Below are 15381 nucleotides of genomic sequence, written 5' to 3'. Positions count from 1 at the left end.
CGCTACCGTCCAAGGAACCGCCCCATGCTGATCCGTCGCAGCCTTCTCGCCAGCGGCCTCGGCCTCTGCTCCGGCCTTGCCCCCATCGCCGGCGCCGAAGCCCAGGGTGCCGCGCCCACCAAGCGCGCCGTGCTCAACACCTATGCCGACATCGCCGAGGCCATGTATGCCGATGCCCGCGACGGCGCCCGCGCGCTCAGGGAGGCGGTGGCGCGCCTGGTCGCCGAGCCGTCCGAGGCGACGCTGACAGCCGCGCGCCAGGCCTGGATCGCCGCCCGCCCCGCCTATCAGCAGACCGAGGCCTATCGCTTCGGCAATCCGATCGTCGACGAATGGGAAGGGCGCGTGAATGGCTGGCCGCTGGACGAAGGCCTGATCGACTATGTCGACACCGGCTCCTACGGCGACACCCGTGACGAGAACCCGCTCTTCACCGCGAACCTCATCGCGTCGACCAGCATCACCCATGCCGGGGAGACGATCGACGTCTCCGCCATCACCCCCGAGGTGCTGACCAGGCTGCACGAGATCGGCGGCATCGAGGCGAACGTCACCCTCGGCTGGCACGCCATCGAGTTCCTGCTCTGGGGCCAGGATCTCAACGGCACCGGCCCCGGCGCCGGCAACCGCCCCTGGACCGACTATGCACGGAGCGAGAACGCTACCGGCGGCAACAACGCGCGCCGCGCGCAGTACCTGACCACCGTCACCGCCATGCTGGTCAGCGAGCTGGAAGCCATGGCCGCCAATTGGGGCCGCAACGGCGCCGCCCGCCGCGCGCTGACCGCACGCGGCCCCGATGCCGGCGTCGCCGCCATCTTCACCGGCCTCGGCAGCCTTTCCTATGGGGAGCTGGCGGGCGAGCGCATGCGCCTCGGCCTGCTGCTGAACGATCCGGAGGAGGAGCATGACTGCTTCTCCGACAACACGCACAATAGTCATTTCTACAACGTGGTCGGCATGCGCGCGATCTACCTCGGCGAATATCGCGGGACGGCCGGGCGGGTGGTGCGCGGCCCGGCGATCGGCGACTTCGTGCGCGCGGCGCTGCCGGCGCTCGACCGCGAGATGCGCCAGAAGCTCGACGCCACGCTCGCGGCCTTCCAGGCACTGAAGACCCGCGCCGAGACGGTCGAGGCTTATGACCAGATGCTGGGCGAAGGCAATGCCGCCGGCGCCGCCACCATTCAGGCCGGCATCGACGCGCTGCTGGCCCAGACGCGGGTGATCGAGCGCATCGTCGCCGGGCTCAGGCTGAACATCTCGATCGAGCGCTCGGACAGCCTCGACGCGCCGAATGCGGTGCGCCGACGTTGATCCGCCGCGCTGTCGCCGCAGCCGCGGCCCTGCTGATCGGCGGCGGCATGGTGGCGCGCGACACCGCGCCGGATCCGGCCGAACGGCTTCCGGGCGGTGCCGCGACCGTGCTCAACGCCGCCGGCGCCACCGCCTTCTCGCTGCCATCCGCGACCCTGCCCTTCGAACGGGGCTTCGACTTCAGGGTCGGCGACGGCGTGTTCCGCCGCCTCTGGGTCTCGGCGCCAGCTTCGGTGACGAGCTCGGACGGGCTCGGGCCGCTCTACAATGCGCGCGGCTGCCAGTCCTGCCATCTGCGCGACGGCCGCGGCCGCCCGCCCGAGGCCGGCGAGGCCGCCTCCTCCCTGCTGATCCGCCTGTCGATCCTGCCGCGTGGGCCAGCGGAGGAAGCGTTGCTCGCCGCGCAGCGGGTGCCGGCGATCGGCGATCCTACCTATGGCCTGCAGCTCCAGACCTTCGGCATCCAGGGCCATCCGGCCGAGGGCCAGGTCGTCATCGACTGGACGGAGGAGGCGGTGCACCTCGCCGGCGGCGAGGTCGCGCGGCTGCGGCGCCCGGCTTTCCGGATCGAGAACCCCGGCTACGGTCCCTTCGCGCCCGGGCTGATGATCTCGCCGCGCATCGCACCGCCGATGATCGGCCTCGGCCTGCTGGAGGCGATCCCCGAGGCGGAGATCCTGGCCGGTGCCGATCCCGACGACCGCGATGGCGACGGCATCTCCGGCCGCGCCGCGCGGGTCTGGAGCAATGCCGTGGGACGCATGATGCTCGGCCGCTTCGGCTGGAAGGCGCTAGCGCCGACCATGGCGGACCAGGTGGCCGATGCCTTCGCCGCCGATATGGGGTTGTCGACCCGGCTGCACCGCGGCGGCTTCGGCGAATGCACCGAGGCGCAGACGGCCTGCCGCGCCGCGATCGACGGTGCCGACCCGCGGGAGGGGGTGGAGGTCACGGACCGCCTCTTTGACCTCGTCGTCCATTATGCCCGCAACCTGGCGGTGCCTGCCCGCGGCGCGGATGCGGATGCCGCCCAGGCACGGCAGGGCCGGGCGCTGTTCCGGGACGCCGGCTGCAGCGCCTGCCACCGCCCGGGCTTCACCACCGGCGCCCTCCCCGACCGTCCCGAGCATTCGGGGCAGCGCATCTGGCCCTATTCGGACCTGCTGCTGCACGACATGGGCGAAGGCCTCGCCGATCGCCGCCCCGAAGGGGCCGCGAGCGGCACGGAATGGCGCACCCCGCCGCTCTGGGGCATCGGCCGCACCCGGGCGGTCAGTGGCCACACCCAGTTCCTGCATGACGGGCGGGCGCGCACCCTGCTGGAAGCGATCCTGTGGCATGGCGGCGAAGCGCAGCGGGCCCGCGACGCCGTCGCCGCCATGGCGCCCGCCGATCGCGCGGCGCTGATCGCCTTCCTGGAGAGCCTGTAGCAAGCCCGATACGACGGTCCATGGCCGCACCCTCCTTCGCCAAGGCTTCGGAGGGTGAAGGCTCAGCGGCCGTCAGGCCGCCACCCATCCCTGCGGAGCGAGGCGGAGCCGATGCTCCGGGGCCGCGAATGCGGCCCCGCGCGCGACCGACCGATGTCGCCAATGCCACCCTGACAGCGCGCAAGCCAAGCGGCCGGAGGCCGCGCCGGCGCCTGAGGCCAGCAAAGACTCTGGTCCTAATTCCTCATCAATCTTTCCAGGAAGGCCTGCGCCCAGTTGCCGCCCGGCGGGTTCGACAGCGCCTGCCAGTCGCCCTGCCAGCGCTCGCGCCGCTCCGCGAGCGGCATGGTCAGCGCCTGGTGCAGGGCTTCCGTGATGTCCTCGGGATCGTGCGGGTTGACCAGCAGCGCACCCGAGAGCTCCGCCGCCGCGCCGGCGAAGCGGGAGAGCACGAGGACGCCGGGATCCTCGGGGTCCTGGGACGCGACGAATTCCTTCGCGACCAGGTTCATGCCGTCGCGCAACGGTGTGACCAGCCCGACCCGCGCATGGCGCAGGAAGCCGGCGAGCAGGCTGCGCGCCAGCGGTCGGGTCAGCCAGCGCAGCGGCATCCAGTCGAATTCCGCATGCTCGCCATTGATGCGGCCGACGAGTTCGTCGAGTTCCCGGCGCAGCGCGCGATACTGCGCCACTTGCCCGCGCGAAACCGGCGCGGTCTGCAGGAAGGTGACGCGCTTGCGATGTTCCGGGAAGCGCCGCAGCAGTGCCCCGTAGCCGCGCAGCCGGTGCGGCAGGCCCTTGCTGTAGTCGAGGCGATCGACGCCGAGGATCAGCGACCGGCCCTCCAGGCTGGCGATCAGCCGCGTCGTCTCGCGCTTGGTCAGGGCGGCGGCGGCGGTGCGGGAGAAGCCCGCGGTATCGATTCCAACCGGATAGGCCCCGACCGGCGTCTCGATCCCGAATTCCGCGAGCGCCGCCGACAGGTGCATGGCGTCGCCTTGCGTCTGCATGCCGATCAGGTCCGCGGCGCCCAGGTCCCGCAGCAGCGCTTCCGAGCGCGGCAGCGCCGCGAACAGCGCCGGCGGCGGGAAGGGGACATGCAGGAAGAAGCCCAGGCGTTGCTGTGCGCCAAGGTCGCGCAGGCTGCGCAGCAGCGGGATCAGATGGAAGTCGTGCACCCAGATGATGTCGTCCGGCCGCAGCAGCGGCAGCAGGCGGCGCGCGAAGCGCTCATTGACCGCGCGCCACGCCTCCTCCTCCTCGCGCCGGAACTCGAGCAGGCCGACGCGGTAGTGCAGCATCGGCCAGAGCGTGCCGTTGCTGTAGCCCGTGTAGTAGAGCCGCTCCTCATCGGGCGTCAGGTCGAGGGTCACGTAGCGGTGGCGCCCGACGGTGACGCTGTGCGGCGCCCCCGGCGGATCGGCGAGTTCCCCTGACCAGCCGAACCACATCGCCTCCCGCCGACGCAGCGCATCCTTCAGCGCCACGGCGAGGCCGCCCGCCTGCGCGCCGCGCGTATGGGGCGGCGGCACGCGATTCGATACGATCACCAGGCGCGCCAAAAGCCTTCCTCCCAGGACCGAGAGAGCCGCATCGCCGACAGGATCAGCCCCACCTGCGAATAGGTCTGCGGGAAATTGCCCCAAAGCTGCCCTGTCCGCGGGTCGACATCCTCCGACAGCAGCCCGACATGGTTTCGAAGCGAGAGAATACGCGTGAACAGCGCCCGCGCTTCGCCGGCGCGGCCGATCGCGTGCAGCGCATCGACCAGCCAGAAGGAGCAGACGAGGAAAGCGGTGTCCGGCATGCCGAAATCATCGGGCATGCCGTAGCGCAGCAACAGCCCGCCGCGATCGAGGTCGCGGCGGACCGCCTCCACCGTCGCCACGAAGCGCGGATCGGACGGCGCCACGATGCCGATATCCGGCAACAGCAGCAGCGCGGCGTCCAGCCCCTCCCCGCCCAGGCTCTCGGTGAAGCTCTTGGCGCCCTCCGACCAGGCGCCATCGAGGATGAGGCCGCGCAACCGGTCCGCACGCGCCTTCCACCCGACCGCCTCATGCGTCAGGCCGAGGCCGGCGGCGATGCGGCCCAGTCGGTCGAGCGCCGCCCAGCACATCGCCGCCGAGAAGGTGTGCACGCGCGACCGGCCGCGATATTCCCAGATGCCGGCATCCGGCGTCAGCGCGGCAGCCTCGGCCGCGACGCCGAGCGGCTCCAGCCGGCGGAACAGGGCCTCGTCGCCGGGCTGCGGCAGCCGTCGGTCGAAGAACATCATCGCCGCGGCCATGACCACCGATCCCCAGGCGTCGTTCTGCACCTGGTCGGCGGCGGCATTGCCGACCCTGACCGGCGCATGGCCCAGGAAGCCCGCCAGCGCCGCCGCCTCCCGCTCGTCGGTCGGTGCGTTCGGCACCAGCGGATAGACCGGGCGCGGCGGCTCATCGCCTTCCGGCAGCGCCGCGGTCAGGTAGCGAATGAAGTTCTCCATGGTGCGCGTGGCGCCGAGGCGGTTCAGCGCCTGTACCGTGAAGAAGGAATCGCGCAGCCAGCAAAGACGGTAGTCCCAGTTGCGGGCGGTTCCCTCCGCCTCCGGGATCGAGGTGGTCAGCGCCGCGACGATGCCGCCGGTGTCGTCATCCGCGCAGAGCTTCAGCGTGATCGCGGCGCGGATCACCGCGTCCTGCCACTCGAACGGCACCGCGAGCAGGCGGACCCAATCGTGCCAGTAGCCTGTCGTCTCGTCCTCGAATTCGCGGGCGATGCGCGCCGGCGATTCCGGCACCGTCTCATCGGCGCCGAGCACCAACGAGATCGGACGGTCGAGTGGAAACTCCGTCTCCTCTGCGATGAAGCCGAGCGGCGCGTCGGTGGTCAGCCGGATCGCGTCGCTCTCGCCGACGAAACGCAGATGGTTGCTGCCGGCGCGGCGCTTCGGCACCTCGGCACCCCAGGCGAAGCTCGGCCGCAGGCGGATGCGGATGCGCGGCCGGCCCTGGATCGGTTCCAGCCGGCGCACCAGCGTCGGCGGGCGGAAGGTGCGCCCGAAGCGATGCATGCGCGGCACCGTGTCGACGATGCGCAGCGCATTGCCATGTGCATCGGTGAGCTCCGTCTCCACGACCGCGGTATTGTGGCGATAGGTCTGCCGCGACGAGGCAAAGCGCGCCATCGTGACGTCGAAGAAGCCGCGTTCCGGCTCGGTGCCGTCGAGCAGCGCCGAGAAGACCGGATCGCCATCGAGGCGCGGCCAGCACATCCAGACCACGCGCCCTGTCGGGTTGATCAGGGCGGCGATGGTGCCGTTGCCCGCGACGGCAAGATCCAGCGGCTGCGCCATGCTACTTTCCTTCCGCGGCGGCGAGAGAGGCCAGCCAGGCGCGCACGCCGGCCGCATCGCCAAAGACATCCTGCACGCGCAGCCCGATGCCGCCCATCGCCCGGGCCGCTGCCATCCCGTCTTCGTCCGTGACGTCGTCGCCCACGAAGATCGGCCAGCGTCCCGTGAAATCCGGCTCAGCCATCACTGCGCGCACTGCCTGCCCCTTGTCGATGCCGCTTGGCCGCAATTCCCAGGCCGCGGAGGCTTCCATGATCTCGAAACTGCGGGAGTCCCCGATCAGCCCCGCCAGCGCCGCCCTGAGCGGCTCCGCCGCGGCCGGTGCGCGGCGGTAATGCAGCACGAGACCCGAGTGTTTCTCCTCGACGAGCACGCCCGGCGTCGCGCTGGCCCAGGATTCGGCGGCGCGGCGCCAGGCGTCGGGCAGCATCGGCAGCACCGGACGGCGAATCGTGCGATCGGGAGGGAAGCGGATCGCGGCGCCATGTTCGCCGGCCACCGGCAGGACCAGCGGCGCGAGGAAGCCGTCGATCTCCGCGACCGAGCGTCCGCTGACCAGCGCCATCGCGCCGGCAAGCCGCCGCGACAGGGTCGCGAGCGAGGTCTGGAGGCCCGTCGGCACGGTGATCAGCGACGGCGCCGCGGCGATATCCACCAGGGTGCCGTCGAAATCGAGCAACAAAGCGCCGCGCGACAGGACGTCGCGCGGCGTCGGGAGATTTCTCGCATCCATTGTCTGCAAGAGATGCCGTAGCTTTCCGGCGGGGGTAACCCCGCCTCACGCCATCGTGTGCGCCCGGATGCAATTGCGGCCTGCACACCCTGGGGCGTGCAGGCCGCGTGCAGGCTGGAAGCGACGGGGTTTACGGACCCTGGCGCGGCCGGCCCAGGCGGAGCGGCACGAAACGCTGCCCCTGGGCGTTCTCGATCAGCAGCAGGGCGGAGGGGCGATTCTGCCGGCGCAGGCGCTCGATCCGTTCCTGCAGCTCCTGCACCGTGGTCACCCGCTCCTGCTGCACCTCGACGATGACGTCGCCGGCCCGCAGGTCGCGTTCGGCGGCCGGGCTGTCGGCGGCGACGTCGACGATGACGACGCCGCGCTGCTCGGCGCGCAGGCTGAAGCGCTCCCGCAGTTCGTTCGAGATCGGCGCGACGCGCAACCCGAGACCCGCGACCTCGGCCGGCCGCGCCTGGTCGCGTGGGGCACTTGGGGTCTGCGCCTGGGCCTGCTCGGCGGGCAATTCAGCGACAGTGACCGTCACCGTCTCCTCACGGCCGTCGCGCCACAGCACCACCGGCGCCTCGGTGCCGACGCGGGTGTCGGCCACGATGCGCGGCAGGGCGCGCATCTCCCGCACCTCCTGCCCGTTGAAGCGCAGCACCACGTCGCCGCTGCGGATGCCGGCCTTGGCGGCCGGGCCATCCTCCTGCGCGCGGGCGATCAGCGCGCCGCGCGCGCCGCCGGGCAGACGCAGGCTCTCCGCGATCTCGTCGGTGACCTGCTGGATGTTCACGCCGAGCCAGCCACGGCGCACCCTGCCGCCATCCTGGAGCTGGGCCGCGATATTGCGCGCCAGGTTGGACGGGATCGAGAAGCCGATGCCGATCGAGCCGCCGGAGGGCGAGTAGATGGCGGTGTTGATGCCCACCACCTCGCCCCGCATGTTGAACAGCGGGCCGCCGGAATTGCCGCGGTTGATCGCGGCATCGGTCTGGATGAAGTCGTCATACATGCCCTGGCGGATGTCGCGGCCGCGCGCCGAGACGATGCCCGCAGTGACCGAGCCGCCGAGGCCGAAGGGATTGCCGATCGCCATCACCCAGTCGCCGACCGCCGCCTCGTCCGAATTGCCCCATTGCACGGCCGTCAGCGGATGGTCGGTGCGGATGCGCAGCACCGCGATGTCGGTGCGCGGATCGGTGCCGACCAGCTCGGCGCGGATGGAGGTGTTGTCGTGCAGGATGACGTTGATCTCATCGGCGCCATCGATGACGTGGTTGTTCGTCACCACGATGCCGGCGGTGTCGACGATGAAGCCCGATCCCAGCGATTGCGTACGGCGCGGCCGCTGCGGCTCCTGCGGCGCACCAGGGGCGCCGGGGGGGCGGTTGCGGTTGAAGAAGTCGCGGAAGAACTCCTCGAAGGGGCTGCCGGGCGGCGCCTGCGGCACCTCCGGCGCGTCCGGCCGGCCGGCCCGCGCCTGCACGTTCTGGGAGGTGGAGATGTTCACCACGGCCGGCAGGAGCTGGCGCGCCAGCGGTGCGAAGCTCTGCGGCGCATTGGGCAGCGGCGCCTGCGCATGGCCCGGTGCCGGCAGCGCGGCAACGGCGAGCGTGGCGGCAAAAAAGACTGTGGCGATGCGCAATGGATGGCACCTCGATGTTGAAAGCCCGGGATATTGGCAGCCCGGAAGGGTGTTCAGGTTGGCAGCGAACCCCGTTTACGGAAGGCCTCGCCATGCAACGAAGGGTGACATGGCGCGGCGTCGGTCGTCATCCCCCGCGTATCGCCCAGGCCAGCGCCACCCCTGACACTGCCGCGATCAGCCCGCCGACCCTGAGCTGCGCCTCCGGCGTGGCGGCGAGCCGGGCCAGCACGCCCCGCATGAAGCCCGGCGCCGCAGCATAGACCAGACCCTCCAGGGCGAACACCACTGCTGCGCCCTGGAGCAGCTCGGCGACCGTCACTGCACCGGTGCGACCGGTGCGGCCGGCGTCGCATTGGCGGGAGGCGCCGCCGGGGTGGGCGGCACCGCCGAGCCCAGCGGGCTTTCCCGCAGGAAGCGGAAGAATTCGCTGTCCGGCGACAGCACCAGCCGGGTCTCGCCGGCCGAGAAGGCCTCCCGGTAGGCCTGCATGGTCCGGTAGAACTGGTAGAAGCCCGGATCACGCTGGAAGGCCTCGGCGAAGATGCGGATCGCCTCGCGCTCGCCCTCGCCGCGCAGGATCTCCGACTGGGACTGTGCCTCGGCGATCATCACGGTGCGCTCGCGGTCCGCCGCGCCGCGCACCCGCTGCGCGGCCTCCGCACCCTCGGCGCGCAGCTCGCGCGCCACGCGCTCGCGCTCGGATTGCATGCGCGACAGGATCGCCTGGGTGTTCCCCTCCGGCAGGTCGGCGCGGCGGATGCGGACATCCACCACCTCCAGCCCGAAGCCCAGCGCCTGCTCGTTCACGATGCGCAGGATCTCGCCCATCACCCGCGCGCGCTCGTTCGACAGCACCGCGACCAGCGTCTCGTTGCCAAGCACGTTGCGGAGCGCCGAGGCGACGATCGGCTGCAGCCGCAGCCGGATGCCGGCATCGGTGCCGCCGGTCGCCTGGTAGTAGCGGAGCGGGTCGGTGATGCGGTAGCGGGTGAAGCTGTCGACTTCCAGGCGCCGTTGGTCGCCGAGGATCACCTCCTGCCCGGACTGGTCATAATCGAGCAGGCGGCGGTCGAAGGTGATCACGGAATCGACGAGCGGCACCTTCATCTGCAGGCCGGGCTCGCTGATCACCCGGATCGGCTGGCCAAGGCGGGTCACCAGCATGATCTGGGTCTGGTGGACGGTGAAGAAGGTGGAGGCGGCCAGCACGAGCAGGACGCCAAGCGCCACCAGGAGCGCGATCGAGCGGTTCATCGCGCTGCCCCCGTCGGGCGCGAGGGCGGGGTGGAATAGCCTGATGGGGCGGCCGGCAATGGCGGCGGCCGGGTGCCGGGCTCGCCCGGTCGCGGGCTCGGGGTCCGTGCGGCATCGCTGCCCCCCAGTTGCAGGAAGGGCACCAGCCCCTGCAGCCTGTCATCGATGATGATCGTCGGATTGCGGCGGAGGATCTCCTCCATCGTCTCGATGTACATGCGCCGCACCGTCACGTCCCGCGCCATATGGTAGGCGGCGAGAATGGCGGCGAAGCGCCCCGCCTCACCGCGGGCGCGGGCGGTCTGGCTGTCGCGGAAACCGGTCGCTTCCTGGATCATGCGCTCCGCCTCGCCGCGGGCGCGGGGAATGATGTCGTTGCGGTAGCCCTCGGCCTCGTTCCGTTGCCGGTCGCGGTCGGCGCTGGCGCGCTGCACGTCGCGGAAGGCATCGATGACGGCATTGGGCGGGTCGACCTTCTGCAGCTCGATCGAGGTGACGATCACGCCGGCGCGGTACTGATCGAGAATCGCCTGCGTGCCGGTGCGCACGGCTTCCGCGATCTGGCCGCGCGCCTCGGTCAGCGCCGGCTGGATGGGGGTGCGGCCGATCACTTCCCGCATCACGCTCTCGGCCGCCGATTTGATGGTCGATTCCGGGCTGCGGGTGTTGAACAGGAACTCGCCGGCGTCACGGATGCGCCAGCGCACCACGAAATCGATGTCGATGATGTTCTCATCGCCGGTCAGCATCAGCGATTCCTCGAGCACGTCGCGCGCCACGGCGGCACGGCCGGCGGCGACGGGGTCACCGCTGCGGAAGCCGATGAAGATCTGGTTTTCGGTCGTGACCCTGGGCGTCGCCGCGGATTCGATCGGCCAGGGCAGGTGGTAGTTCAGGCCGGACGGCGCGAGCTGCCCCGTATAGGCGCCGAAGCGCGTCACCACGCCGACCTCGTCCGGTTCCACCCGATAGAAGCCGGTCAGCCCCCAGGCGCCGAGCAGCAGGACCGCCAGCAGTCCCAGGCCCTTGCCGCCGCCGCGCCGCGGCAGGAAACGGCGCACCGCGTCCTGCGCCTGCCGGATGACATCATCGATGTCCGGGCCACGGCCACCCTGGTTGCCACCGCCAGGCGGCGGGGGCGCCCCCCAAGGTCCCTGCGGGCGATTGCCCCAGGGGCTCTGTCCGCCACCACTATTCCAGGGCATCGGGTGTTCTCTCTCCGCTCGTCATCGCGGCAGCCCCCTTCCGGAGGCCCCGCCGCATGGTCCACCACACCGGTGGTTTTCCAGCCGGTCGCCCGCGCGTCAACAGCGCAAGCCGCGCACGCCATCGGGTGGCCCGCGCGGCGGGAGGGTGATTGCGTCCCCGCGCCCCACCATGTAGGGCGCGAGCCACGATCGATACTGCCCGGCGGGCTGCGATATTGGCCGGGAACGGGGACATTTCAAGCGATGGCCGAAACATTCGAGGCGCGGATCCGCGCCGCGCTCGCCACGGTGAGCGATCCGGCGACCGGACGCGACATCATCGCCGCCGGCATGGTGCAGGGCCTTTCGGTGCGCGACGGCATGGTGCAATTCGCGCTCGAGGTGCCCCGCGCCCGGGCCGCGGAGATGGAGCCGCTGCGCGCCGCCGCCGAGCGGGCGGCCGCCGCGGTACCCGGCGTGCTGTCGGCGACCGCGGTGCTGACCGCGCACCGGGAGGCCGCCGCCGAAGCCCCGAAGCGCGCCCCGGCCACACCCCCCGGCCAGGGCCAGATGCTCCTCCCCGAGGTACGCTTCATCGTCGCCGTCGCGTCCGGCAAGGGCGGGGTCGGCAAGTCGACCACCGCGGTGAACCTCGCCGTCGCGCTGGCCGCGCAGGGGCTGCGCACCGGGCTGCTGGATGCCGATATCTACGGCCCTTCCCTGCCAATGATGCTCGGCGCCCATGAGAAGCCGCGCACCGAGGCCAGCCGCATCATCCCGCTCTCCCGCTGGGGGCTGAAGGCGATGTCGATCGGCTTCCTGGTCGATGCCGAGACGCCGATGATCTGGCGCGGCCCCATGGTGATGGGGGCGCTCGAGCAGATGATGGGCCAGGTGGCCTGGGGCGCGCTCGATATCCTGGTCGTCGACATGCCGCCCGGCACCGGCGATGCCCAGCTCACCATGAGCCAGCGGGTGCCGCTGGCCGGCGCCGTCATCGTCTCGACGCCGCAGGACGTGGCGCTGCTCGATGCCCGGCGCGGCATCCGCATGTTCGAGAAGGTCAAGGTGCCGGTGCTCGGGCTGATCGAGAACATGAGCTATTTCTGCTGCCCGAACTGCAACCACCGCACCGAGATCTTCGGCCATGGCGGGGCCCGGGCCGAGGCCGCGCGGATGGGCACGGAATTCCTGGGCGAGCTGCCGCTGAAGCTCGAGATCCGCGAACTCGCCGACGCCGGCACGCCGATCGTGGCGGCACGCCCGGATAGCCCGGAAGCCGCCTCCTACCGCACGATCGCCGCCCGTCTTTGGGCCAAGCTGACCGAGGCTGCCGCCGCGCCAGTTGGACCGCGTATCGTTATCGAGTGACAAGCGGCCGCAGGCCGCCACTGGTCCCTGCGGGGCGAGCGCAGCGAAGCCCCGGGGCCGCGAATGCGGCCCCGCGCGCGACCGGCGGTTGCCGCCCGCCCTGACAGCGCGGAAGCCAAGGCCGCGAATGCGGCCGCCGGCGCCTGAGGTCACTATTTAGCCGTACCGCGCCCGAGGGCGAAGCCGCCCAGAAAGGTGCCGAGCAGCACGGCCCCGAGCTCGCCCAGGAAAGCATGGGCGAGCGGCAGGCCGATCAGCACGGCGGCGACCACGGCGCCCACCGCCCACCAGCGCACGCCGCGCGGGGCGGCTTGCGGCTTGCGCCCGCCCCCCGACCGCCGCGCCGGCGCGGTCTTGGCCCGCGGCCCGGCCTTGGTGCCCGCCCCGCTCAGGCGGGGCGTCCCAGCATGGCCATCAGCTCCCGCCATTCGCGCTTGGAGAGGCCGCTGCCGGCCTGCTCCACCGCCTCGCCCTCCAGCATCCGCTTCACGATCGCCAGCATCTGCGCCGAGAGCGTCACCGCGCCGACGCGGTAGTCCGAGAAGGCTTCGAAGCAATGCGGGACCCAGGCGCGCACGGTTTCCAGCATCGCTTCCGCATAGACGCGGATCTCGTGCTGGGCATGGGCGTCGGCGCGCAGGCTGAGGAAGTGCAGCAGGTTGTAGAGATCCGTCTTCCAGTACCACTGCGTGTAGGTGTTGAGCGTCAGGTTCATCCGCGCCAACTCCCGCGCCAGGCCCTGCCGCTCGGGGTCCAGCACGCGCCCGGCCTCGTCGGCGTTCAGCATCCAGGCGTAGTGGTCGTAGTTGCGCTGCGCGTCCTCCCGCAGGAGCTCCAGCACCCGCGCCGCCTCGGCGCCTTCCAGCACGCCGCCGCGGCCCTGGCGGTTGACGTCGGACTGTGCTGCGAGCGCATCGGCCGCGGGGATGTAGAACTCCCGGTCGAGGATCGAATAGCGCGCGGAATATTCGTTCACATTGGCGGTGCGGTGCCGGATCCACTGCCGCGCCACGAAGATCGGCAGCTTCACGTGGTACTTGATCTCGCACATCTCGAAAGGGGTCGAGTGGCGGTGCCGCATCAGGTAGCGGATCAGCCCGCGGTCCTCATTGGCCGCCTTGGTGCCGCGGCCATAGGAGACGCGTGCCGCCTGCACCACCGCCGCATCGTCGCCCATGTAGTCGACGACCCGGACGAAGCCGTGATCGAGCACCGGCATCGCCTGGAACAGCATGGCCTCCAGCGCCGGCACGGTCGGGCGCAGGGTGCGGCCGGCCTCGCCGCGGGCGGCGTCGATCTCAGCCTGTTGCTCGTCGGTCAGAGCCATGCGCGCGAATCCTGTCCAAAAGGCCCGGGGGGCCGTTCCGCATAGCCGGCCGCCGTGCCCCTCGCAAAGCCCCGCGTGATCGCCTATGTTCGGGATGCCGCTTGCGGCTATGGCGATAAACGTTGCGTGGAATAAGCGTTGCGGACCCGGGGGCAGTGCCCGGCGCCTCCACCAGTTCACCCGTCCCTTTGTCGGGGGACGGCGGATGGGGGCGAAACAGTCTCGACGTGCGCGGTAAAGACGCTGCTTTTGCCCGGCATGGTACCGCCGTCATCGGACCAAATCACAAGTGCCAACGATAACAGCCGCGAGGCTGTGGCGCTCGCTGCCTAAATAGGTAAGCGCGGTTCGGGGGGCACCGGGCAACAGAAGCCCCCCACTCGCCCTCGGCCTTTTCCAAGGGGTCGGGACGCCGTATGGTCTGAAACGTGGCGAGCATCGCCGCCGGACCGGTGCCGGGAATCAGGGGTTCGCATGAACGACGACGCGCAGCCGCCCGAGAGCCTACTGCCCTATGACCGCTGGACGGAGGAGGCCCTCCGCGAGGTCGTCGCCAGGGCGCTTGAGCACGTGGTCGCGAACGGGCTGCCCGGCGAGCACCATTTCTACGTCACCTTCCGCACCGACCACCCGGATGTCGAGATGCCGGGTCATCTCCGTGCCCGCTATCCGCAGGAGATGACGATCGTCCTGCAGCACCGGTTCTGGGATCTGGCCGTGGACCGGGCGCAGCAGCGCTTCCAGGTCGGCCTGTCCTTCGGGGGCGTACCCTCGCTGCTGGTCATTCCCTTCGCGGCGCTGACCGCCTTCGCCGACCCGCATATTCGCTATGGCCTGCGCTTCCAGCAGGCGGCGGAGGAAGCGCCGGTGGAGCCGCCGGCGCCGGAATTCCCCGACGTGCCGGAAGAGGCGACGCCGGCCCAGGTGGTCAGCCTGGAAGCCTTCCGCCGGCGTCCCGCCAAGGAAGGCTGAGCGGCCGCGGCGCCACTCACGCCGCGATCATCACCCCGAGCCGCAGCAGCAGGGCGGCGACGGCCAGCAGGGCGATTGTCGTCCTGGGCGCGATCCAGCGCTGGCCCGCGTCCGCCGCCCAGGCCAGCACGGCCCCGAGGGATAGCGCGGCGAGCATGCCGATCGCGATACCGGCAAGGGCGATCGGCGCGAACACAATGCCCTGGACCGTATCCGTGACGAGGTTGGTCACGACCGCCTGGATCACCAGGGCCGGATAAGCGACGAGGCGCGAGGTCAGGACCACCAAGGCCAGCAAGGGCCCAAGCACCCGTTCCGGCAAATGGAACCGCCAGGCCGCGAGGGCGATCAGCGCCAGCCAGGCCAGGTTGGCAGCCAGTGCGAGCGGGGCAAGCCGGTCCATGCCCTGGGTGACCGGCCCATCCGTGGCGGTGAAGGGAAGCAGCAGGATCGCGGCGGCCACGGCAGCCGCGCCGCCCCAGCCGAGCGCCGCCCAGAAGCGTGCGGCGATGCCGCCGGCGCCCGACATCAGAAACAGGGCAACCGCCAGCAGGACCGCCGACAACTCCGCCAGTTCGGACCAGAGGAACCAGCCGACGATCCCGGCCACCAGCAGGCCCAGGCTGCCGAAGGGGAGCAGAAGCAGCAGAATAAGGCCGAGCGCAGCCAGCACCTTCATCAACGGGCTTGGGGCCGGGGCCACCGGCGGGCTCTCCGGCTCCACGGGATTGGCAGGCGCCACGCGGTATCGCTCCTCGCCGGGCATCATGGCCGGCACCCTCCCTGGTAGGGGAGGCCAGGTCGGATCGTAAAC

The 15381-nt window shown here is 71.1% G+C and carries 13 protein-coding genes and 1 other RNA gene; 5 read left to right on the top strand and 9 right to left on the bottom strand.

Annotated elements, in window-relative coordinates; translation table 11 throughout:
* Window positions 1-24 precede the first annotated feature (24 nt).
* The gene (locus GXW71_RS21300) at window positions 25-1317 is read left to right on the top strand and encodes an imelysin family protein (RefSeq protein WP_211854692.1); all 1293 of its coding nucleotides are present in this window, start codon (window positions 25-27) and stop codon (window positions 1315-1317) included.
* Window positions 1314-2747: a di-heme oxidoreductase family protein gene (locus GXW71_RS21295; protein WP_211854691.1), complete on the top strand. Its 1434-nt coding sequence runs from the start codon at window positions 1314-1316 to the stop codon at window positions 2745-2747. The genes GXW71_RS21300 and GXW71_RS21295 overlap by 4 nt, the downstream gene beginning before the upstream one ends.
* A 236-nt stretch (window positions 2748-2983) precedes the next feature.
* Here GXW71_RS21295 and GXW71_RS21290 read toward each other — a convergent pair whose 3' ends face one another.
* The 7 genes from GXW71_RS21290 to hflK all read right to left on the bottom strand — a co-directional run bounded on the left by GXW71_RS21290 (window position 2984) and on the right by hflK (window position 10915).
* On the bottom strand, window positions 2984-4309 hold the full coding sequence (locus GXW71_RS21290) for an alpha,alpha-trehalose-phosphate synthase (UDP-forming) (RefSeq protein WP_211854690.1): 1326 nt from the start codon (window positions 4307-4309) through the stop codon (window positions 2984-2986).
* Window positions 4294-6087, bottom strand: a complete 1794-nt coding sequence (locus tag GXW71_RS21285) for a glycoside hydrolase family 15 protein (RefSeq protein WP_211854689.1) — start codon at window positions 6085-6087, stop codon at window positions 4294-4296. The genes GXW71_RS21290 and GXW71_RS21285 overlap by 16 nt, the downstream gene beginning before the upstream one ends.
* Before the next feature lies 1 nt (window position 6088).
* Window positions 6089-6820 (bottom strand): trehalose-phosphatase, encoded by a 732-nt coding sequence (gene otsB / locus GXW71_RS21280; protein WP_211854688.1) that lies wholly within the window; start codon window positions 6818-6820, stop codon window positions 6089-6091.
* 130 nt (window positions 6821-6950) lie between these two features.
* Window positions 6951-8453 (bottom strand): DegQ family serine endoprotease, encoded by a 1503-nt coding sequence (locus GXW71_RS21275; protein ID WP_211854687.1) that lies wholly within the window; start codon window positions 8451-8453, stop codon window positions 6951-6953.
* A 127-nt stretch (window positions 8454-8580) separates the two neighbouring features.
* Window positions 8581-8775: a DUF2065 domain-containing protein gene (locus tag GXW71_RS21270; protein ID WP_211854686.1), complete on the bottom strand. Its 195-nt coding sequence runs from the start codon at window positions 8773-8775 to the stop codon at window positions 8581-8583.
* On the bottom strand, window positions 8772-9710 hold the full coding sequence (gene hflC, locus GXW71_RS21265; RefSeq protein WP_211854685.1) for a protease modulator HflC: 939 nt from the start codon (window positions 9708-9710) through the stop codon (window positions 8772-8774). Before hflC ends, GXW71_RS21270 begins: the two co-directional genes overlap by 4 nt.
* A complete protein-coding gene (hflK, locus tag GXW71_RS21260; RefSeq protein ID WP_211854684.1) occupies window positions 9707-10915 on the bottom strand; it encodes an FtsH protease activity modulator HflK in 1209 nt (402 codons plus the stop codon). The genes hflC and hflK overlap by 4 nt, the downstream gene beginning before the upstream one ends.
* Before the next feature lie 246 nt (window positions 10916-11161).
* Between hflK and GXW71_RS21255 the strand changes: the two genes are divergently transcribed.
* Window positions 11162-12268, top strand: coding sequence for an Mrp/NBP35 family ATP-binding protein (locus tag GXW71_RS21255; protein WP_211854683.1), 1107 nt, complete (start codon window positions 11162-11164; stop codon window positions 12266-12268).
* Between the two features lie 388 nt (window positions 12269-12656).
* Here GXW71_RS21255 and thyX read toward each other — a convergent pair whose 3' ends face one another.
* Window positions 12657-13595, bottom strand: coding sequence for an FAD-dependent thymidylate synthase (thyX, locus tag GXW71_RS21250; protein ID WP_211854682.1), 939 nt, complete (start codon window positions 13593-13595; stop codon window positions 12657-12659).
* Between the two features lie 57 nt (window positions 13596-13652).
* Here thyX and ssrA point away from each other — a divergent pair.
* Window positions 13653-13976: a transfer-messenger RNA gene (gene ssrA, locus GXW71_RS21245) on the top strand.
* A 93-nt stretch (window positions 13977-14069) separates the two neighbouring features.
* The gene (locus tag GXW71_RS21240; protein ID WP_211854681.1) at window positions 14070-14567 is read left to right on the top strand and encodes an SspB family protein; all 498 of its coding nucleotides are present in this window, start codon (window positions 14070-14072) and stop codon (window positions 14565-14567) included.
* A gap of 16 nt (window positions 14568-14583) precedes the next feature.
* On the opposite strand, the gene GXW71_RS21235 is transcribed toward GXW71_RS21240, so the two are convergent.
* Entirely contained in the window at window positions 14584-15336 is a 753-nt protein-coding gene (locus GXW71_RS21235; protein ID WP_211854680.1) for a hypothetical protein, read from the bottom strand.
* Between the last annotated feature and the right edge of the window lie 45 nt (window positions 15337-15381).

The sequence above is a fragment of the Plastoroseomonas hellenica genome (assembly GCF_018129085.1).
GTDB lineage: Bacteria > Pseudomonadota > Alphaproteobacteria > Acetobacterales > Acetobacteraceae > Plastoroseomonas > Plastoroseomonas hellenica.
This window is presented reverse-complemented; position numbering and strand designations above follow the sequence as displayed.